Annotated in this window: 14 protein-coding genes; 11 read left to right on the top strand and 3 right to left on the bottom strand. The window is 72.9% G+C overall.

What is annotated here, in order from left to right:
* Nucleotides 1-149 precede the first annotated feature (149 nt).
* From ACR807_RS11455 to ACR807_RS11440, 4 genes are read left to right on the top strand one after another with little or no spacing between them, the layout of a single operon-like run.
* Nucleotides 150-1,433: an extracellular solute-binding protein gene (locus ACR807_RS11455; protein WP_438921233.1), complete on the top strand. Its 1,284-nt coding sequence runs from the start codon at nucleotides 150-152 to the stop codon at nucleotides 1,431-1,433.
* A 36-nt stretch (nucleotides 1,434-1,469) separates the two neighbouring features.
* Entirely contained in the window at nucleotides 1,470-2,348 is an 879-nt protein-coding gene (locus ACR807_RS11450) for a carbohydrate ABC transporter permease (RefSeq protein WP_438921232.1), read from the top strand.
* Nucleotides 2,345-3,166, top strand: coding sequence for a carbohydrate ABC transporter permease (locus tag ACR807_RS11445; protein ID WP_438921231.1), 822 nt, complete (start codon nucleotides 2,345-2,347; stop codon nucleotides 3,164-3,166). The genes ACR807_RS11450 and ACR807_RS11445 overlap by 4 nt, the downstream gene beginning before the upstream one ends.
* 7 nt (nucleotides 3,167-3,173) lie before the next feature.
* Entirely contained in the window at nucleotides 3,174-4,193 is a 1,020-nt protein-coding gene (locus ACR807_RS11440; protein WP_438921230.1) for a LacI family DNA-binding transcriptional regulator, read from the top strand.
* A gap of 16 nt (nucleotides 4,194-4,209) precedes the next feature.
* Here ACR807_RS11440 and ACR807_RS11435 read toward each other — a convergent pair whose 3' ends face one another.
* Nucleotides 4,210-5,229, bottom strand: coding sequence for an SDR family NAD(P)-dependent oxidoreductase (locus ACR807_RS11435; protein WP_438921229.1), 1,020 nt, complete (start codon nucleotides 5,227-5,229; stop codon nucleotides 4,210-4,212).
* 73 nt (nucleotides 5,230-5,302) lie between these two features.
* On the opposite strand from ACR807_RS11435, the gene ACR807_RS11430 reads away from it, so the two are divergent.
* From ACR807_RS11430 to ACR807_RS11420, 3 genes are all read left to right on the top strand, one after another.
* Nucleotides 5,303-6,238, top strand: a complete 936-nt coding sequence (locus tag ACR807_RS11430) for an AraC family transcriptional regulator (RefSeq protein ID WP_438921228.1) — start codon at nucleotides 5,303-5,305, stop codon at nucleotides 6,236-6,238.
* 500 nt (nucleotides 6,239-6,738) lie between these two features.
* Nucleotides 6,739-11,772 carry a PDDEXK-like endonuclease domain-containing protein gene (locus ACR807_RS11425; RefSeq protein WP_438921227.1) on the top strand — a complete coding sequence of 1,678 codons (5,034 nt, stop codon included), beginning with the start codon at nucleotides 6,739-6,741 and terminating at the stop codon, nucleotides 11,770-11,772.
* A 257-nt stretch (nucleotides 11,773-12,029) separates the two neighbouring features.
* Entirely contained in the window at nucleotides 12,030-13,301 is a 1,272-nt protein-coding gene (locus tag ACR807_RS11420; protein ID WP_438921226.1) for an RICIN domain-containing protein, read from the top strand.
* Between the two features lie 25 nt (nucleotides 13,302-13,326).
* Here the strand turns inward: ACR807_RS11420 and ACR807_RS11415 are convergent, their stop codons facing one another.
* Nucleotides 13,327-13,854 (bottom strand): GrpB family protein, encoded by a 528-nt coding sequence (locus ACR807_RS11415; protein WP_438921225.1) that lies wholly within the window; start codon nucleotides 13,852-13,854, stop codon nucleotides 13,327-13,329.
* A 331-nt stretch (nucleotides 13,855-14,185) separates the two neighbouring features.
* On the opposite strand from ACR807_RS11415, the gene ACR807_RS11410 reads away from it, so the two are divergent.
* From ACR807_RS11410 to ACR807_RS11400, 3 genes are all read left to right on the top strand, one after another.
* A complete protein-coding gene (locus tag ACR807_RS11410) occupies nucleotides 14,186-15,805 on the top strand; it encodes a hypothetical protein (protein WP_438921224.1) in 1,620 nt (539 codons plus the stop codon).
* A gap of 83 nt (nucleotides 15,806-15,888) precedes the next feature.
* The gene (locus ACR807_RS11405) at nucleotides 15,889-17,688 is read left to right on the top strand and encodes a hypothetical protein (RefSeq protein ID WP_438921223.1); all 1,800 of its coding nucleotides are present in this window, start codon (nucleotides 15,889-15,891) and stop codon (nucleotides 17,686-17,688) included.
* 58 nt (nucleotides 17,689-17,746) lie between these two features.
* Nucleotides 17,747-18,553 carry an endonuclease/exonuclease/phosphatase family protein gene (locus ACR807_RS11400; RefSeq protein ID WP_438921222.1) on the top strand — a complete coding sequence of 269 codons (807 nt, stop codon included), beginning with the start codon at nucleotides 17,747-17,749 and terminating at the stop codon, nucleotides 18,551-18,553.
* 4 nt (nucleotides 18,554-18,557) lie between these two features.
* Here ACR807_RS11400 and ACR807_RS11395 read toward each other — a convergent pair whose 3' ends face one another.
* On the bottom strand, nucleotides 18,558-19,145 hold the full coding sequence (locus ACR807_RS11395; RefSeq protein WP_438921221.1) for an Rv1733c family protein: 588 nt from the start codon (nucleotides 19,143-19,145) through the stop codon (nucleotides 18,558-18,560).
* A 291-nt stretch (nucleotides 19,146-19,436) separates the two neighbouring features.
* Between ACR807_RS11395 and ACR807_RS11390 the strand changes: the two genes are divergently transcribed.
* Nucleotides 19,437-20,078 carry a response regulator transcription factor gene (locus tag ACR807_RS11390; RefSeq protein ID WP_438921220.1) on the top strand — a complete coding sequence of 214 codons (642 nt, stop codon included), beginning with the start codon at nucleotides 19,437-19,439 and terminating at the stop codon, nucleotides 20,076-20,078.
* Nucleotides 20,079-20,143: the final 65 nt, after the last annotated feature.

Below are 20,143 nucleotides of genomic sequence, written 5' to 3'. Positions count from 1 at the left end.
GTGCACGGTCTCGATGGAGATTACGGCGCAGATAAAAGCAGGTATCAAGTGGTTGACAGCCGACTGATGCGCACAACTACTGTGCACGTTCACAGTGCGGTTACCGCTGGCAGCGGCGTCAGCGACGCGAACCCCCCCCGGAGATACCAATGCGACTCGACCTGGCCAGGAAAGCCCTTGCGGTCGGACTCGGTCTCGCCCTGCTCGCCGGCTGCGGCAGCGGCGCGGAGGAGGAGGGCGGCCCCGTCGAGCTGTCCTTCTGGGCGTGGGCGCCGAACATCGACCGGGTAGTGGAAAAGTGGAACGCGACCCACCCCGACACCAGGGTCGTGGTGAGCGGGCAGGCGCAGGGCGACGACCTGGTCACCAAGTTGCTGACCAGCGCGAAGGGCGGCAACCCACCGGACCTCGCGCAGGTCGAGTACCAGGCGCTGCCCACCCTGGTCGGCAACGACGTGCTGGCCGACGTCTCCGGGGCCGCCGCCGGCGTGCGCGACCAGTTCGCGCCGGGCGTGTGGGACCAGGTCACGCTGGGCGGCAGCGGCGTGTACGCGGTGCCCCAGGACTCCGGACCGATGATGTTCTACTACCGCGCCGACCTGTTCGAGCAGTACGGCCTGACCGTGCCGACGACCTGGGACGAGTACGCGCGGACCGCCCGCGACCTGCGCGCCAAGGCGCCGGACAGGTACCTCGGCACGTTCTCCTCCAACGACCCGGGCTGGTTCGCGGGCCTCGTGCAGCAGGCCGGCGGCCAGTGGTGGTCCGTCGAGGGCGAGGCGTGGAAGGTCGCCATCGACGACGAGGCCACCAGGAAGGTCGCCGGGTACTGGAGCGGCCTGGTCGCCGAGGGCGCGGTCGACAAGTCCCCGATGTACACCCCGGAGTGGAACAAGGCCCTCAACGACGGCACCCAGATCGGCTGGGTCAGCGCCGTGTGGGCGCCCGGCGTGCTCGCGGGCAACGCGGCGGCCACGCGGGGCAAGTGGGCCATGGCGCCGCTGCCGCAGTGGGACGCGTCCTCGCCGAGGACCGGCAACTGGGGCGGCTCCACCACCGCCGTGACCGCCGGTTCCGCCAAGCGGGACGCGGCCACCGAGTTCGCCCTGTGGCTCAACACCGACCCGGCGGCGGTGGCCGACCTGGTCGGCACCAGCGGCGTCTACCCGGCGTCGAAGGCCGCGCAGACCGCGCTGGCCGCCCCGCCCGCGTTCTTCCCCAACCAGCCGGACTTCTACGCCACCGCCGCCGACATCGCGGCCACCTCGTCGGGCTTCAGCTGGGGCCCGAACGTCAACGTCGCCTACACCGCCTACAAGAACGCCTTCGGCGAGGCCATCACGGCGGGCGGCGACCTCGTGCCCGCCCTGGCGGCGATGCAGGAGGCCACCGTGGGCGACCTGAAGGCCAACGGCTTCGCGGTCGTGGGCTGAGGCATGGCCCCGACCGGTCGACGCACGGCGCCCCGGGTGGCGCCGTACGCCTTCGTCGCGCCCGCCGTCGTGCTGTTCCTGCTGGTCTTCGCCCTGCCGATCGGCTACACGGTCTGGACGAGCCTGTTCCGCACCGAGGTGAAGGGCCTCGGGCTGGGCAGGGGCAGCCGCGGCGAGGTCTTCGCCGGGCTGGACAACTACGCCCGCGCGCTCACCGACCCCGAGCTGGGCGCGGGCGCGTTGCGGGTGCTCGCCTACGGCGCGCTGCTCGTGCCCACCATGCTCGGCCTGGCCCTGGTGTTCGCGCTGCTGCTGGACGAGGAGCGGGTGCGGGCGCGCGGGTTCTCCCGCCTCGCGATCTTCCTGCCGTACGCGGTCCCCGGCGTCATCGCGACCCTGCTGTGGGGCTTCCTGTACCTGCCCGCCACCAGCCCGCTCAACCAGCTGCTGCGCGAGCTGTCGCTGCCCGGCGTGGACCTCCTGTCGCCGACCGGCATCTACTTCGCGCTGGCCAACATCGCCGTCTGGGGCGGGGTCGGCTACAACGCGGTCGTCCTGCACACGGCGCTGCGGTCCATCCCGCGCGAGCTGTACGAGGCGGCGCGCATCGACGGCTGCTCGCCGTGGCAGGTGGCGGTGCGCATCAAGGTCCCGCTGCTCGCGCCCGCGCTCGTGCTCACCGGGCTGTTCTCGGTGATCGCGACGCTCCAGGTGTTCGCCGAGCCGACGACGCTCGCGCCGCTGACCAACTCGCTGTCGAGGACGTGGACGCCGCTGATGAAGGTCTACCAGGACGCGTTCGCGCGCGGCGACACGCACTCGGCGGCGGCCACGTCCGTGGTGATCGCCGCCGTGATGTTCGCGATCTCGTTCGGCCTGCTGCGGGTCACCCGCCGGTTCGGGGGGCTGCGGTGAGGCGCGCCCCCACCGCCGTGCTGCTGCTCGGCGCGGCCTACTGCCTGTTCCCCGTGGCGTGGGTGCTGGTCGCGGCGACCAAGAGCAGCGACGAGCTGTTCTCCACCTCGACGTTCTCCGTCGGCGGGTCGCTCCCGGACAACCTCGGCGAGCTGTTCGCCCACCGCGACGGCCTGTTCTGGACGTGGATGGCCAACTCCGCGCTGTACGCGGGCGTCGGCGCGCTGCTGTCGGCGGCGCTGTCCGGCGTTACCGGGTACGCGCTGGCCAAGTACGAGTTCCGCGGCAAGTCGGTGCTGTTCAACGCGCTCATCGCGGGCGTGCTCGTGCCCGCCGTGGTGCTGGCCGTGCCGCAGTACCTGCTGCTGTCGGAGGTGGGGCTGACCGACGGCTACCTGTCCGTGCTGATCCCCAGCGTGGTCAGCCCGTACGGCATCTACCTGGCCCGCGTCTACGCGGCGGCGGCCGTGCCCGACGACGTGGTGGAGGCCGCCCGCACCGACGGCGCGGGGGAGGGGCGCATCCTCGGCTCGATCGCCCTGCCGATGATGCTGCCCGGCCTGGTCACCGTGTTCCTGTTCCAGTTCGTCTCCATCTGGAACAACTTCCTGCTGCCGTTCATCATGCTCGGCGACGACACGAAGTTCCCGGTCACGCTCGGCCTCTACACGCTGCTCAACCAGGGCAACACCGTCCCGGCGCTGTACTCGCTGGCGATCACCGGGTCGCTGGTGTCCGTGGTGCCGCTGGTCGTGCTCTTCCTCACCCTCCAGCGGTACTGGCGGATCGACCTGCTCTCCGGGGCCGTGAAAGCATGAAGGGCCTATGAGCACCGAACGCGGCAAGCCCCGACCCCGGCCGACCATCCACGACGTGGCGGCCGTGGCCGGGGTGTCCCGGGGCACGGTGTCGCGCGCCCTCAACGGCGGGCGCAACGTCAGCCCGTCGGCGCTGGAGGCGGTGCTCAAGGCGGTGCGCACGACCGGCTACGTCGCCAACCCGGCGGCCCGCAGCCTGGTCACCCAGCGCACGTCGTCGGTGGCGTTCGTGCTCACCGAGCCGCAGAGCCGCCTGTTCGAGGACCCCAACTTCAGCATCCTGCTCCAGGGCTGCACGCAGGAGCTGGCCGAGCACGACGTGCCGCTGCTGCTCATGACCGCGGGCACCGACGTGGAGCGCAAGCGGACGAGCCGGTTCATCGCGGCCGGCCACGTGGGCGGCGTGCTGCTGGTGTCCTCGCACAGCGGCAACCCGCTGCTGGAGGAGCTGCGCGAGTCGGGCGTGCCGGTGGTGACCTGCGGCAAGCCCCTGGGCCACGAGAACGCGGTGGCCTATGCGGCGGCCGACGACCGCTCCGGCGCGCGGGTGGTCGTCGAGCACCTCCGCTCCCGGGGCCGGACCCGGATCGCCACCATCACCGGCCCGACCGACACCCCCGGCGGCGTGGAGCGGCTGGCCGGCTACCGCGACGTGGTCGGCCACGACGCCGACCCCGCGCTGATCGCGCACGGCGACTACAGCCGGGCGGGCGGCGAGGCGGCCATGGCGGAGCTGCTGGCCAGGGCGCCGGACCTGGACGCCGTGTTCGTGGCCTCGGACCTGATGGCGGCGGGCGCGCTCACCGCCCTCCAGGACGCGGGCAGGCGGGTACCGGAGGACGTGGCGGTGGGCGGGTTCGACGACTCCGCCATCGCCACCTCCACCCGCCCCACCCTGACCACCGTGCGCCAGCCGTTCGACCGGATCACCCGGGAGATGGTCCGGCTGCTGCTGGACCAGATGAACGGCGAGCCGCCGGCGGCGGCGATCCTGCCGACCGAGCTGGTGGTCCGCGACTCGACCTGACCCCCGCCCCGGCGGGTCAGCCCGCGGACCCGCCGATCAGCCGCTCGCTCAGCTCCCACAGCCGCCGGGCCGACGCGGGGTCGACGGAGTGCGGCACGGCGTCGACCGGCATCCCGTCCGGACCGGGGTCGAACGGGTCGAGCGGCGCCGGGTCCTCGTCCAGCGGCGTGACGTCGCTGTTGTTGAGGTACACGCCACCGACGTCGGCGAGCAGCGGGCTGGTGGCCGCGAACACGATCGTCGCGGCACCCTGCTCCGGCGTCTTCTGCCCGCGGCGGGGGTCGATGACCGGCCGGCCCGCCTCGTCGACGAGGCCCATGGCCCGCTGAGCCTCCACGCCCACCGACCTGTTGAACGCCGTGGCGGGCACGATGCCGGGGTGCGGCGCGTAGGCGCGGATGCCGTCGGCGGCCCAGCGGCGGTCCAGCTCGACGCTGAACAGCACGTTCGCGGTCTTGGACTGGGCGTAGGCGAGGCCGGGGTCGTGCCGGCCGGTGGTGAAGTGCGGGTCGTCCCACAGGATGTCGGTCGCCCGCTGCGCGCCCGAGGTGGTGGTGACGACCCGGGCGCCGCCCGCCGCGCGCAGGGCGGGGTGCAGGCGCAGGGTCAGCTGGAAGTGGCCGAGGTGGTTGGCCGCGAACTGCGCCTCGTAGCCGCGCGCGTCGCGGGTGAGCCCGCCGGGGGAGGCGAAGGCCGCGTTGTTGACCAGGACGTGCAGCGGTCGGCCGGTGTCGAGGTAGTGGTCGGCGAAGGCGTCGACGGACGCCGGGTCGAGCAGGTCCAGCCGGTGCACCTCGACCCCCTCGATCCCGGCGAGGGCCCGTTCGGCGCGGTCGGTGTCGCGGGAGCCGACGGTGACCGAGGCCCCGGCCCCGGCCAGCGCGCGGGTGGTCACCAGCCCGAGGCCGGAGTGGCCGCCGGTGACGACCACGTTCCGGCCGGTGAGGTCGATGCCCTCCAGGACGTCGTCGACCGTCGACGCGGCGGTGAAGCCGGACCCGACGGGGTGTTGGCGGTGCGTGGTGCTTGGCGTCATGCGTCCAGCCTGCTCCGCGCCGTGCGGACTCTGAATAGTTGTCAGTCCGCTTTTCCTTCGCGATAGTACGGAGGTGGACGGTGACCAGCTTTCCGAGGTGTTCGACCTCGTCGAGGTCCGCGGCGTGCTCTCCGGCGGGTTCGCGGTGCGCGGCCCATGGGTCTCGCGCGGGGAGGTCACCACCCCGCTGAAGTTCTTCGCCCTGGTCAGCGGTCGCGCGCGGTTGAGCGCGGACGGCCTCGACCGGCCCGTCGAACTCGAACCGGGCGACGTGGTCGTGCTGAACGACCGGTCGTGGTTGGAGCTGGAGGGCGGCACGGGCGACGGGCCGCGCCGGGAGGTCGTGCCCGGCGACGACCCCGCCGTCGACCTCGCCGGCGTCGACTTCGCCACCGACGACGTCCTGGTCGGCGGCCGGGTCGACCTCAACCCGGCCGGCCGGGCGCTGCTGGCGCGGGCGCTCCCGCCGGTCGCGCACGTCCGGGGGTCGGCCGCCAGGACGAGCGCCCTGCGCGGCACCGTCCACCGGGTGTTCGAGGAGGTGAGGTCGCGCCGGATCGGCGCGGCGTTCGCCATCCGCCAACAGGTGCAGCTCCTGGTGCTGGAGGTGGTGCGCGCCTACGTCGACCAGGCCGAACCGCCCCCGGGGTGGCTCCGGGTGCTGACCGACGAGCGGCTGCGCCCGGCGATCGGGCTCATGCACGCCGACCCCGGCAGGTCCTGGGGCCTGGACGAACTGGCCCGCGCCGCGGCGATGTCGCGCACCTCGTTCGCCGAGCGCTTCCGGACCGCGGCCGGCGTCCCGCCCCTGACCTACCTCGGCCGCTGGCGGATGCTGCTCGCGCAACGGGCGCTGCGCGACGACGACGTCCGGGTCGGCGCCCTCGCCGCGAGGCTCGGGTACTCGTCCGAGAGCGCGTTCAGCACCGCGTTCAAGCGCGAGGTCGGCCTGTCCCCCCTGCGCTACCGACAGGGCCTGCGCGCGCAGGCGTCGGCGGCGGACGCCTGATCGGTCGTCCTGCGCGAACAGGTCACCACGGGCGGGGGAAATCCTTGCCGCCCCGGTGGGCCGATCGTGGTCCTGCCCTTCGGGAACGAGTACGGCGGGAAATGTCGGGTGATTCGTGCGTTGACCGTCGTGAAATGGTTCGTCGATATTTTCGGCACCGCATCAGGTCGTGCCCGCCCTACGCCGAAGGGCTCTTCGGGTAGGCCGGTGGGACCAGTTTCCCTGGCGTCCGGGCCCTCATCGAAGATAGTTGTCCGCAAAAGTGCGGACTGGTTTCGTAACGGTGTGGTGTCGGCTGTATCGCCGCACGCCCCGCCGGCGATGAGCATCGTGATCAGTTCGGTGGTGGCGAAGAAGGGGGGACGGCTGTGGCGGACAACAGCGCTGCTCCGAATCCGCGGGGTACGGCGGTTGATCGAGCGGTACGGCTTTTCGAGTTCCTCGCGCGGAGCCAGCAGCTCAAGTCGAACCCACCCCGCACCACCGACAGCTACGACTCGGTGCTGTGGTTCGGGCAGCTGCCCGAACACCCCTTCATCCGGTCCGCGCACCGAGAGGACGCGCCTGAGCCCGGCACGGCCCTGCTCACGGTCGAACGGGTCGCGCACCAAGAGGCCCCCGACCCGGAGGCCGAACTGCGGCCCTGGCTGGAGGGGGAGTGGGACGACCCGAGCGTTCCTCCGCGTCTGCGCGAGTCGATCGGCGAGGGTGAGCAGCGCACCGCACTCGACGACGCGCCCGAGATCCGTGAGGCCCACGTCGGGTGGGAGGCGCGCTGGTCGGAGTGGGCCGAGCGCGAACTGCGCGATCGACCGGCGCGGAACGTCTACAACGAGTTGTTCTCCGCCTACGTCACCGCGGCCGGGCACGCCGAGGAACTCGAACTCGTCGTCGGCGTCGGTTGCCTGTCGTGGTCACCGCCCGGCCACTACGTCGTGCGCCGGCACCTCGCCACCGTGCCCGCCGTGATCCACTTCGACGACGCCACCGGGCGGCTGACCCTTCAGCAGGCCGAGGTCGCGGATGGTCTGAACGTCGAACTGGACATGCTCGACCCGGGTCGCGTGGCCAACCCGCAGCACGTCGTGCAGATCAGGAACGAGGCTCGCGAGGTCACCTCCGCCGTCCTGGACCGCGACGTGGTGGGCGGCGTGCTGCGCCGCCTGGTGCACGCCCTGGACGGCGAGGCCGCCTACCTGGACGAGGACAACGCGCAGAAGCCCGGTGCGCACGCCGTGGCGGCGTTCGCACCGGCCGTCGTCCTGCGCAGGCGTTCGCGGCAGGGGATCGTCGACATCCTCGATTCGGTCGCCGTGCAACTCGGCGAGTCCGGTGTCGTCCCGGACGGGCTGCTCCCGCTCGTCGACCCGGACCACCGGCCGACCGCGGAACGCTCGCCCGAGGCCGGCGCCCTGGTCGAGCTCGACGACGACCTCTTCCTGCCACTGCCGGTCAACGACCGGCAGTTGCGCGTGCTCACGCAGGTCGACGCGAAGGCCCAGACCCTCGTCCAAGGTCCGCCCGGAACGGGCAAGACCCACACCGTCGCAGCCCTGCTGTCCCACCTCCTCGCGCAGGGCAAGCGCGTGCTCGTCACCGCGCACACCGACCGGGCACTGAAGGAGGTGCGGGCGAAGCTGCCCGAGGCCATCGCGCCGCTGGCCGTCTCGGTCGTCGGCTCCTCGCGCTCGGACCTGGCCGACCTCAAGGTCGCCGTGGAGCGGATCAGCCATGTGGCCAGTGAGTACGACGCCGAGGCCGCGCGGCGGGCCGTCGAGGACCACGTCACGGCGATCGAAGGACTCCGCCTACGACGGGCGGGGCTGTACCGGCGCCTGCTCGACGCGCGTGGCGAAGAGGTGGCCGAGCACGCGGTCGGTGACTACCGGGGCACGCTCGCCGTCCTCGCGCAGCGCGTGGAAGCGGAGCGGGAGCGCTTCGGTTGGGTGGCCGACCTGAGCACCGTGATCGGTGTCGCCCCGTCCCCGGTGCCCGCTGGTGACATCGTCGAGTGGCACCGGAGCGTCGTGGACGACGCGTTGAACGCCGACGAGCCCGAATCGCGGCTCAAGCTCGTGCCGCTCGCCGACGTGCCCGCTCCCGAGGTGTTCTTCGCCCTCGTGACCGCGGAGCGCCAAGCCATCGCGGCCGAGGAGGGGCACAGCAGCCTGACCCGGCACACAGCTTTCGACGCCGTCCGGCGCTTGGACCAGTCCACGCGCACGGTGCTGCGGCAGCGGCTCAACAAGTTCGCGCGGGAGGCCGAGGACCTGTCGCGGCGGCGCGAGCAGTGGATGAACGACGCGCTGTCCGACGTGCTCGCCGGGCGGGCGAACCACTGGCGGTCGCGCGGGCAGCAGATCGGCCGGCTCATCGGGCGCGTCAGTCCTCTCGTCGATCGCCTCGGCCCGCTCACCGAGGTGCGCGTCGGCCCGGCCGACATGGGCGCGCTCGTCGCCCTGGCCGGGGCGCTCCGCGCGCACGTCGGCGACGGCGGCAAGCTCAAGACCAACCCGGACGGCTCGCCCAAGACGGGGGCGTTCGCCCCGAAGGCCGTGAAGCAGGCCCACCCCCTGTTCCAGGCGGTGCGGGTCAACGGCGTCCCGCCCACCGGCGCCGACCAGCTCGACGCGTTCCTCATGTGGGCCGACGCCACCAGGACGCTGGACGCGCTGGACCGGGCGTGGCCCGACTCCGTGCACGTCCCGGCCGAGGACACGCTGAGCGAACGGCTCCAGTGGCACGTGACCGAGTTGGAGCAGCTGCGCCGCGTGCTGGCGTTGGGCGAGGCCCTCGAAGGGGAGGAGCGCGGCCTGGCGGGGCTCGGCCTCCCACGTCCGAACTGGACCGACCTCGACGCCGTCCAGACCTACGCCCGGCTCGTCGACGCCGCCGCCGCGTCCGACGCGCGCACCGCCGCGACCGTGCCGCTGCTGGAGGTCGTGGGGACCATCGCCGAGGTGGCGCGGTGGGCGGACGCCGCGCCGTGCGTGAAGCACCTGGCCCGGGCCGCCGAGGAGCGCGACCACGAGTCGTACGCGGTAGCCCACCACAGGTTGGTTCGCCTGACCGGGGTTGCCGCGCTGGCGCGTCGCCGGGACGAGATCGCGGCGACGCTGGTCCAAGCGCTGCCCGGCGTGCACGAGGCGGTGTCCGCGAACCCGCGCGACCCGGTCTGGGCGACCCGGCTGGCCGACTGGGACGCCGCGTGGGCGTGGGCCGTGGTGCGGGCGTGGGTGCTCGGGCGTGGTCACGAGGACGTCAACGCCCTCCAAGCCGAGGTGCTGCACGTCGAGGAGCAGGTGCGCGGCCGTGTCGAACGACTGGCCGCCGAACGCGCCTGGGGCCACGCCGTGTCGCCGGAGCGGCTGTCCGGCAAGGCCCGCGCCGACCTGCTCCAGTACGCCCAGCTGGTCAAGCTGCTCGGCAAGGGCACCGGCGTCTACGCGAACCAGCGCAGGGCCGACATCAAGGCGGCCATGGACCGTTGCCGCCCGGCGGTGCCGGTGTGGATCATGCCCGTCTACCGGATCGCCGAGCAGTTCCGCGTCCAGCCGGACATGTTCGACGTCGTGATCGTCGACGAGGCGTCCCAGGCGGGGCTGGAGGCGACGTTCCTCCAGTACCTCGCGCCCAAGATCGTGGTCATCGGCGACGACAAGCAGGTCTCGCCCACGGCTGTGGGTACCGACCAGCAGCAGTTGCGCGACCTCGCCGAGCAGTACCTGTGGGACGACCCGTACCGCGCGTCGTGGCAGGACCCCAAGCGCAGCCTGTTCGACGAGGCGAAGATGCGCTTCGAGGGCATGACCACGCTCGTCGAGCACCGGCGCTGCGTGCCCGAGATCATCGGCTTCTCGAACCGGATCGCCTACGAGCCCGACGGCATCCGGCTGGTGCCCGTGCGCCAGTACGGCGCGGACCGCTTGGAGCCCATCAAGCCGGTGTTCCTCGACAACGGCTACGAGCGCGGCGTGACCGACAAGGTCAACCCGGTCGAGGCGGACGCCGTCGTCGACCAGATCGAGAAGTGCATCGCCGATCCGCGGTACGACGGCCTGACGTTCGGCGTCGTGTCGCTGCTCGGGCGTGCCCAGGCGAAGAGGATCGAGAAGCGCCTGCTGGAGCGCATCCCGCCAGAGGAGTGGAAGGCGCGCGACCTGCGGTGCGGCGATTCGGCGGACTTCCAGGGCTCCGAGCGCGACGTGATGTTCCTGTCCATGGTCAAGGCCGCTGAACCCGGCAAGCGGATCGGTGCGCTGACCCAGGACCTGTACGTCCAGCGCTTCAACGTCGCCGCGTCCCGCGCCAAGGACCAGATGTGGGTGTTCCACTCCCTGCGCCTGTCCGACCTCGGCAACCCCGAGGACATGCGGTTCCAATTGCTCGACTACTGCTACGCGCTGTCCGGGCGCGTGGACGGCGTGGACGACGCCAGGCACACGGCCGTGCCCGAGGACCGTCGTGTCGAGCCCTTCGACTCGCTGTTCGAGCAGCGGGTGTTCAACCGCCTCGTCGACCGCGGCTACAGCGTCGTGCCGCAGTTCCCGGCCGAGGGCTACCGGATCGACCTGGTGGTCGTGGGCGCCAAGGCCAGGCTCGCGGTGGAGTGCGACGGTGACGCGTGGCACGGACCCGACGCGTACGAGCGCGACATGGCACGGCAGCGCGACCTGGAGCGGTGCGGCTGGAGGTTCTTCCGCATCCGCGAGTCGGAGTTCTACGCCGACCGGCCCGCAGTCATGGCTCGGTTGTGGGACGCGTTGCACGAACTGGAGGTTCACCCCTCCGGGTGGACGTCGGAGGTCGACGACCGGCCGACAGCAGCGGAGGGCCGGGTGGTGCCCGTCGTCGAGCCTGCGCCGGTGATCGTGGTGCCCGAACCGGTCGTGCCCGAACCGGTGACGCCCGAACCGGTCGTCACCGGGCCGGTCGTCCCGGAGCAGGTCGTGCACGCGCCGGTGGTCGCGGAGCACCTCGACGAGCCGTCTCCCGCGGTGGTCGTGGAGCAGGCGTCACCCGCCCCGGCCTCCGTGCTCGGTGCGTACGGCCAGTTCAACGGAACCGTGGTCCAGGTCTCCGAGGCGTCGCGGCGGGAGCTGCTCGACGGCCTGGTGCGCCTCGTCGAGGCCGAGGGACCTGTGCTGGGCGGCCGGCTGCACACCGCCTACGTCCGGACTTCGGGCTCCATCAGGGTCACCAAGTCGATCGCGGGCGAGTTGAACAAGGCGATCGCCCAAGCGGTGCGCGAAGGCCGGCTCGTCGAGGACAACCCGCTCGGCGAGAGCGGGGTCAAGCCGCGCACGTACCGTCTGCCCGACCAGGCGGAGGTGCGGATGCGCCAGTTGGGACCGCGATCTTTCGAAGAAGTGCCCCCGAGCGAGTTGGCCGCACTCCTCGACCACGTCGCGCGGCGGAACGGCAGCACCGGTGAGGAGGCGTTGCAGCGTGCCGTGCTGGAACTGCTCGGCCTGAAGCGGCTCACCGACAACGTCAAGAACCGCTTCGCCGCTGTCCAGGCACTTCGGTCCTGACACGTGGGTTGCCGCGCAGCGCGGTGGACGAGGGGTGAACGGTACGCACTACCGCTACGACGCGCTGCGGCTGTTCGCCTGCGCCGACGACCGGTGATCGGTGATCACCGGTCGGACGGCTGACCTCCACCCCGCTGCGGGGTACGGACACCATCCGCGTGGACATCGCCAACACCCCCGCGCCGCGGGCCGCGGGCCCTTAACGTCGGGCGCCGTGCGGACGACATCCGCACTGGGGGACTTCCGAGGGGGATGAGATGACCAGGGTGCTCAACGTCGTCGCGCACCACGACGACGACCTGCTGTTCCTGAGCCCGGACCTGCTGAGAGACCTGCGCGACCGGGCCGTCGTGCGCACGGTCTTCCTCGTCGCGTCGGACTACCACGGCTACCCGGACTACATGCTGGCCCGGGAGCTGGGCGTGCGCGAGGCGTACGCGCAGGCGGCGGGTCTGGCGGGCACGCCGTGGCGGTCGTGGGCGGTGTCGTTCGGCGGGGTCGCGTCGACGCTGTGGACGCTGGGCGACCGGGTGTCGATCCTGGAGAACCGGTTACCGGACAACGCGACCGCGCCCGCCAACCGCCTGTGGCGGCTCTACGCGCGCGACGCGGCCGTCACCGGCCGGCCGCTCGACCACGCGCCCGCGCAGACCGTCGACCGCGAACTGCTCGTCGACCACCTGCGCGCCGTGGTCGCGGACTTCGCGCCGGACGTCGTGCGCACCACCGACCCGACCGCCGACCTCCAGCGGCAGCACACCGCCGACCTGCCGCTGGAGGACTTCTACTTCCACCGCGACCACGTCGCCGCCGCGCGCCTGACCAGGGCCGCCCTGGTCGGGCACTCGCCCGCACCGGAGCTGGTGGCCTACCGCGACTACACGATCCGCGACGAGCCGCCGAACCTCGGGCCCCGCGACGCGGCCCTGAAGCGGCGCGCGTTCCGCGCCTACGCCGCGCACGACGTGGACATCTGCCCCGGCGGTGGCGTCGACTGCCCGCCGCCGGGCGGGTTCTACGACGAGCTGCTCAGCCGCCAGTACCGCGCGGACCGGCGGTGGCGCGGCGACCTGGCCGTGCCGCTGCCGGTGGCCGACGCGCCCGAGGCGTGGCCGGTGATGGGCAGCCACCACGCCGTCCGCAACCGGGCCACGGGCCTGGAGCTGGCCGTGCTGGACGCGTCGACCGCCGACGAGGCGCCGCTGGTCGGCCTGCCACCGGGCGGGACCGGGGACCACCTGTGGCGGTTCGAGGCCAACCCGCAGGGCTGGGAGCTGGTGTCGGAGCTGAGCGGGAAGGCGGTCGACCTGCCGTCCTCCAGCCTCGACCCGGACGTGCAGGCCATCCAGTTCCAGCGCACCGGCAACGTCAACCAGTCGCTCCGGCTGCGCGGCACGCCCGCCGCCGGCTACCGGCTCGTGTTCGCCCACTCGGGGCTCGCGCTGTCGGTGGACGGGGAGGCGGGCGCGCCCGTCGTGCAGCAGCCCGTCGGTTCCTCGGACCACCAGGTGTGGGACCTGCTCGGCTAGCGGCGCGCGTGCGCCGTCCGGCCGGTCAGGGGTGGTCGGCCTCCGCCAGCCACTCGATGAACCGGCCCTTGACGGTGCCGTAGCGCTGCGGGTCGCCACCGCTCAGCTCCAGGGCCAGGTGCTTGACCGCGGAGTAGGCGGTGGCGACGGCCGGGCGCTCGTGCAGCATCCGGTGGAAGGCGCGTTCCGGGCTGGACGACCACGCGTCCGGGGTGACCAGGTGGACGTGCAGGTCCGGTGCGGTCGTGCCGGGGCGGCAGCGGCGCAGCATGGTGCGCGACAGCTCGGCGATGGTGATGGCCTGGAAGCCCTCCGCGGCCATCAGGACGGCGGCGCGGAGGAGGTCGTGCTCCTCGACGCGGACCATCAGGTCCATGATCGGCTTCGACCAGATGCCGGGGACGAGCCGGCTGCCGATCGGCTCGACCTCGTGGTCCAGGCCACCGAGGGCCGCCCGGACGGTCGACCGGTCGCGGCGGTACTGCGCGACCGCCTCGGCGTCGTGGAACACCAACTCGACGGTGTAGTCGTAACGGCCGCGCACCGAGGTCACCACACCCATGTTAAGCAGATCGGCCGCTCGTCAACCGCACTCGTGCGGACAGCGGGCCGGGCGGGCGCCGCACCCCCGCGAGCCGAGCCGGGACGCGCGAACACGGGGACGCGCGCAGCGCCGAGTCCACCCACGGCTCGCTCCGCACGGTGGTCGGGCACCTCGCACGAGGGCTCGCGGCCCCAGCGCACCGCGTACGCCCTGACCGCCGCCGGCCGGACCGGACTGCCGGTCGCCGTCCGGGGTAGGGGCTCGGGGAAACGAACCTCAAGGTCACCGCGATGGCAGGGGCACAGCTCCTCCGTGAACGGAGACCTGAGAGAAGCGACCCATGTCCCGATTACAGCGGTCGGCCGGCGCACTGCTGCTGACCGCGGCCCTCTGCCTGGTGACGTCCACCGGCCCGGCCGCAGCGGACACCACCGAGTCCCCGCCCACCAGCACCGAGCCGACTTCGGTGACCTCAACCCCGGTGTCGCCCTCCTCCTCGGCCGCGGCCGAACCCGCCGAGGGCACGGTCGACCTGCGGGTCACCGTCGCCTTCGACAAGGCCGGTTACTTCGCCGACGAACAGGTCACCGGGTCCGTCACGCTGACCAACGCCGGGACCGCGACCGCGGACCACGCGTGGCTGGAGGTCCAGGGGTTCCCGGTCCACCTGCCGCGGGTGCCCGGACCGATCGATCCGGGGCAGACCCACGAGGGCACCTTCAACGACTACGTGACGACGACCGACGCCGTTCTCACCATCGTCGTCACGGCTCACGCGAACGTGGTCGACGCGAACCCGGCCGACAACTCCGCCACCGCCGCCGCCTCGATCACGGTCGTCCTCGGCACGTACGCGGGCACGGTGTACGGCGACGGGAACGGCAACGCGGTGATGGACCCCGGCGAGGCCCTCGCCGGGGTCCAGGTGTCCACAGGGGGTGGCCGGCCGCTCACCACGCATGCCGCCGTGACCGACGGCAGCGGTCGCTTCCGGTTCGACGACCTGCCCCGCGGCGACTACTGGACCCGGTCGGTGCTGGAACCCTGGGTCTTCCTCTCCGGGTACACCGCCGTCGACGGCGTGGACGACCCGGACGTCGTGGTGCGCGGAGCCCACCCGATCCGCGAAGAGCTGACGGCGTCGGCGGTGCTCGACCGGCAGACCTACCGCTTGGGCGACCTCGCGCACCTCACCCTGTCCCTGACCAACAGCGGCGCCGTGCAGATCACCGCCGTCACGTCGAACTGCGGGCACCTCGGCCCGACGGGGTCCGAACTCGGCGCTCTCGCGCTCGGTGGCCCCGGTGTGACCCTGCCGCCGGGGACGACGCGGATCTTCGAGGTGCCGTACGTGATCGGTTCCGCCACGTCCCACCGCGGCTACACGGAGGTGGCTTGCACGTTCGGGTCGCCGCCCCACCACAACGGGTCGGCGTTCGCGTCGGCCTTCGCACGCGTTCCCGGGATGAGGGTGGAGAAGGTCGACGGAATCGCCCTGCGGCACCTCTTCGTCTCACCACCGTGGCCGGTGTCCCCGCTGCCCCCGGTGCCAGGGGGCGAGGTGTACCTGCGGGACCGGACGACCGGTGCGGTCCTCGCGCGGGCCACGACCGCGGACACGGGCAGGTTCTCGTTCCACGACGTACCCGTCGGTCGGCACGACATCGGCGTCGTCGGACCGTGGAAGATCATGTTCTCGACCACCTTCGAGGTGAGCGCGAACGACGACCAACCGCCGCTGCGGATGGTGTTCGTCGAACCGGGCCCCTACCAACCCGACCCCCGAACCCCGCTGCCGCCACCGCCCGCGTCGGGGCCGGGCGGGGTGGACCCGCCGGCGGGGGCGGCCGGTGAACTGGCCGCCACCGGGGTCGACGTCACGTGGCTCGCGCTGGGTGGGTTGGCCGCGTTCGTGCTCGGCGCGGTCCTCGTGCTCGGAGTGCGGCGCGGGGTGGTCTGACCTGGAGCGGTGGTGTGCCGGGGTTGTCCCGGCATTCCACGATCGCAGTCCTGCCGTGAACGGAGACCGAGAGAAGCGATGTCATGTACCGATTACCGAGGTCCGCCGGTGCGTTGCTGCTGACCACCGTCCTGTGCTTGACGACGTCCACCGGCCCGGCCACCGCCGACGACACCGGACCCATCACGACCACCGAGCCCGCGATCACGAGCACCGAACCGACTCCTCCGAGTGCTGAGCCGGAAGTCGAGCCCACCGCCGAGCCCACCGAGCCGGTCCTCGTACCCACCGAGCCGGCCACATCCACCGAGCCGACGGCCACGACCACCGGGACCGCCGTTGCCGAACCGGTCGCTCCCGTGCCCGACCCGGTGCCCACCACGTCGACGGCGCCGGAACCCGGCCGACCGAGCGTGGACCTCCGGGTCGCCGTCGCGTTCGACAAGACCTCCTACACGCTCGACGAGACGATCACGGCATCCGTTTCGATCACCAACGCCGGCGCCACGACCGCGAGCCCCGCGCGGCTGGAGCTGTCCGGCAGCTTGTCGTGGAACGCGGGCACCTGGGACCCCGTCGGCGTACCGATCGGTCCGGGGGAGACCTCCGAGGGGCACCTCGTCGGCAGCCTGTCCGCCCCCGACGACGTGCAGACCATCGTCGTCACCGTGGGCACCGAGGTGGAGGACGCGAACCCGGCTGACAACACGGCCACCGCCTCCGTCCTGATGACGATCGTCCGCGGCACCTTGGCGGGCACCGTCTACGGGGACGCCGATGGGAACGGGGCGGTCGACGCCGGGGAAGGGCTCGTCGGGATCTACGTCTCGGTCACGTGGAGCAGGCGCGACCTGCCGTACATGAGGCTGGGCACCGTGACGGACGCGAACGGGCGATTCGTGTTCGAGAGGGCGCCGAGCGGGGATTACGCCCTCGACGTCCACTCCGAACAGTGGCACTTCCCCTCCGCGGTCCGGTGGTACTTCGCCGGCGTCGACGACCCCGACGTGCTCGTCCGCGGCATCGCTCCGTTCGGCCGTTCGGTCACCGCCGCGGTGGCCTTCGACCGCGCCACCTACGGGCAGGGGGACGTCGCGCGCCTGACGATCACCCTGACCAACGGTGGGGAGAGGCTGCTCTCCGACGTGAGGGCGTTCTGCGCCGGCCAGGTCCCGCTCGACCTGGGCGACCTGTCGCCCGAGGGGCGGGGGGCGATCCTGCCGCCGGGCTCCACGCGGGTCTTCCGGGTGCCGTTCCCGGTGGACGCCATGATCGCCCGACAGGGGTACATGCGGGTGAAATGCATCCTGGCCGTGAGCCCGGGGACCACCGGGCAAGCGTCGGGCGAGGCCATCGCACGCGTGCCCGGCCTCAGGGTGGCGAAAGCGGCCGGGACCCTGGTGAGCTACCTGGTGAGGCCGCACAAGGGCGGCGTCTTCCCGACGAGACCGATCCCGTGGGTGAAGGTGTACCTGCGGGATCAGGTGACCGGTGCGGTCATCGCACGGGCGACGACCGGTGCGTCGGGGTGGTTCGCGTTCTACGACGTGCCCGTCGGTCTGCACGACTTCGGTGTCGTCGGACCATGGGTGCCGGTGTTCGGCGGCGACGAGTTCACGGTCACCGCCGGTTGGCGGGAGGACTGGCCGCGAGACGTGCACGTCGAGGCCGGCGAGCACCAGCCCGACCCGGACCCACCGCTACCGCCCGCGGCGGGGCCGCCGAACCCGCCGGTGGGTCCGGCGGCCAGCGGGACGGCGGGTGGTTCGGCTGCCGGGCTGGCCGCCACCGGGGTCGACGTCACGTGGCTCGCGTTGGGTGGGTTGGTCGCGTTCGTGCTCGGCGCGCTCCTCGTGCTCGGGGTTCGGCGCGGGGTGCTCTGAGCGGGAGCAGTGGGGTGCCGGGGTTGTCCCGGCACCCCGCCGCCGTGACGATGGCCGCATGGGGACCCCGCGCCGAACGTCGCTCGTCGTGGCCGCGTTGTTGTTCTGCGGTCTGCTCACCGGCACCGGCACCGGCACCGGCACCGGCACCGGCACGGCCGCTGCCGCCACGCCGTTCGTCGTGGTGCAGATGAACCTGTGCAACAGCGGGGTCGCGGGGTGCTACCAGGGCGGTCGGGCGGTGGACGAGGCGGTGGTGGTGATCGGGCGGCGGGTGCCGGACGTGGTCTCCGTCAACGAGGTGTGCCTGTCCGACATGTCCCGCCTCACGGCCGCCGTCGGTGCGGCGGCGGGGTTCCGGTTCGCGCCCGCGCGCAACCGGTCCACCGGCTCGGACTACCAGTGCACGGCGGGGCGCGGGGCGTACGGGAGCGGGATCATCGTCGAGGAGGGCATCGCCGCCGGGGGCAACGGGGTCTACTCGGCGCAGGACGGCGGCACCGAGATGCGCGCGTGGGGGTGTGCGCTCAGCGCCGTGCGCGGCTTCACCGCGTGCACCACGCACCTGAGCACCTCGGCGACCACCGCGCTGGCGCAGTGCCGGGAACTGCTGCCGGCCATGCCGCTGTCGTTCGACCCGACCGGCTCGGCGACCACCCGGCACGTCGTCGCGGGCGACCTGAACCTGCGCTACAGCCCCGGTTCGTCCACCAGCGCACAGAACTGCGTGCCGTCCGGCTGGTTCCGCAAGGGGGACGGCGACGTGCAGCACGTCACCGCGCGCTCGCTGACCTTCGTCTCCACGGCGTCCCACGCCATGTACCGCACGGACCACCCGGCGTTCGTCGTCACCTACGCGTTCTGAGGCGTCAGGTCTTCCACTCGGCCGCGACCTGCGCCCACTCGCGCTCCCAGCGCCGGCGGCGCAGGGCGCGGTGCGCGCCGCGGACCAGCAGGTGCGGCAGGCCGGTGACCGCGACGACCGCCGTCCACACGCCCAGCGCGAGCGCCACCGCGTCGACCGCCGCGCCCTCGCGGGTCAGCGGGGTCCGCACGACGGAGCCGTCCGCGTCCACCCGGACCGGCACCGAGCCGCCCGCCCGCACCCCCGCCGACGCGGGCACCAGCCCCTCGCGCGCGCCGCCGCCGGGCGCGGACCACGTGGCGCGCACGGGTGCGCGCAGCTCCGCCGCCACGCCCCGGTCGCTCACCCGCGGCGCGGGCGCGTCCTCGACCAGGGTGGCGAGCACTGTCCGGTGCTCGTCGAGCTGCCGTTCGGCCTCCGCCCGCCCCGACGCCCACCGCTCGGACCCGATCGCCGCCGCGACCGGCACCGCCAGCACCGCGCAGAGCACCAGCAGGAGCAGCGTCAGCCCTTCGAGCCGGTCACCGCGCCCGGCCAGTTCGTTGCCGGGGTGGAACGCGCCCCGGACCAGCCTCGTGACCACCGCCCGCACGGCCCACCTCCGCGCACCAGGGTCCACCCGACCCGGTGCCCGTTCCAACACGGTCGACGCGCACCGGTCACCCCTTCGGGGGACGTGCCCGGGGCGACCGCGACATCGCCGCACGTGGACGCGGTGGCGGCGCTCGGGATGATCACCGGTCCGGGTGAGCGAACGGTGCCGACGGCGCGGGCGGGCGGTGCGGGCGGCCGATCGGCCCAGCGCGGGGAGCCGGTCGGGTGAAGGGGTCTGGTAACGGCGACTAGGGTTGAGGGCCTGTCCACAGACGAGGAACCACCCGGCATGACGCCCCCGCCCGCACCCGTCCGCGTGGTCCTCGTCGAGGACCACCGGCTGGTGGCCGAGGCGCTCGGCCTGGCCTGGTCGGGCGCCGAGGTCGTGGAGGTCGTCGCCACCGCCGGGTCGGTGGCCGACGCGGTGGCCGACGTGCGGCGGCTGCGGCCCGACGTGGTGCTGCTGGACCGGCACCTGCCCGACGGGGACGGGCTGGACGCCATCGGGGAGTTCGGCGAGTCGGGCGCGCGCGTGCTCGTGCTGACCGGCGAGGTCACCGTGTCCGTGGCGGTGCGGGCGGCGGAGTGCGGCGCGGCCGGCCTGGTGTCGAAGTCCGCGCGGCTGGACGAGCTGACCGACGCCGTGCTGCGGGTGGCCGCGGGGGAGGTCGTGTACGACGGCGGGGTGCTGGCGGGCGTGCTGGGCAAGCTGACCGGGCGCGTGCCGGGCGGCCGGGGCGCGCTCACCGCGCGCGAGCGCGAGGCGTTGGGGCTGCTCGCGGAGGGCGCCGGCACCGACGAGATCGGCGAGCGGATGGGTGTCGCCCGCAACACCGTGCGCAACCACGTGCAGCGGGTGCTGGAGAAGCTGGGCGCGCGGTCCAAGCTGGAGGCCGTGGCCATCGCCCGGCGCGACGGGCTGCTCGACTGATGCACCTGCACCAGCCCGACCGGTGTGGGTGCGTCTGGGCAGACGACGCCGCTTCCGCCACGGTG

It is taken from the genome of Saccharothrix sabaoui (genome assembly GCF_051756985.1).
GTDB lineage: Bacteria > Actinomycetota > Actinomycetes > Mycobacteriales > Pseudonocardiaceae > Actinosynnema.
This window is presented reverse-complemented; position numbering and strand designations above follow the sequence as displayed.

Bases quoted from the DNA above. Each gene is read 5' to 3' on its own strand.
- ACR807_RS11455 (WP_438921233.1), top strand. From the start codon at position 150: ATGCGACTCGACCTGGCCAGGAAAGCCCTTGCGGTCGGACTCGGTCTC.
- ACR807_RS11440 (WP_438921230.1), top strand. From the start codon at position 3,174: ATGAGCACCGAACGCGGCAAGCCCCGACCCCGGCCGACCATCCACGAC.
- ACR807_RS11435 (WP_438921229.1), bottom strand. From the start codon at position 5,229: ATGACGCCAAGCACCACGCACCGCCAACACCCCGTCGGGTCCGGCTTC.
- ACR807_RS11420 (WP_438921226.1), top strand. From the start codon at position 12,030: ATGACCAGGGTGCTCAACGTCGTCGCGCACCACGACGACGACCTGCTG.
- ACR807_RS11410 (WP_438921224.1), top strand. From the start codon at position 14,186: ATGTCCCGATTACAGCGGTCGGCCGGCGCACTGCTGCTGACCGCGGCC.
- ACR807_RS11405 (WP_438921223.1), top strand. From the start codon at position 15,889: ATGTACCGATTACCGAGGTCCGCCGGTGCGTTGCTGCTGACCACCGTC.
- ACR807_RS11400 (WP_438921222.1), top strand. From the start codon at position 17,747: ATGGGGACCCCGCGCCGAACGTCGCTCGTCGTGGCCGCGTTGTTGTTC.
- ACR807_RS11390 (WP_438921220.1), top strand. From the start codon at position 19,437: ATGACGCCCCCGCCCGCACCCGTCCGCGTGGTCCTCGTCGAGGACCAC.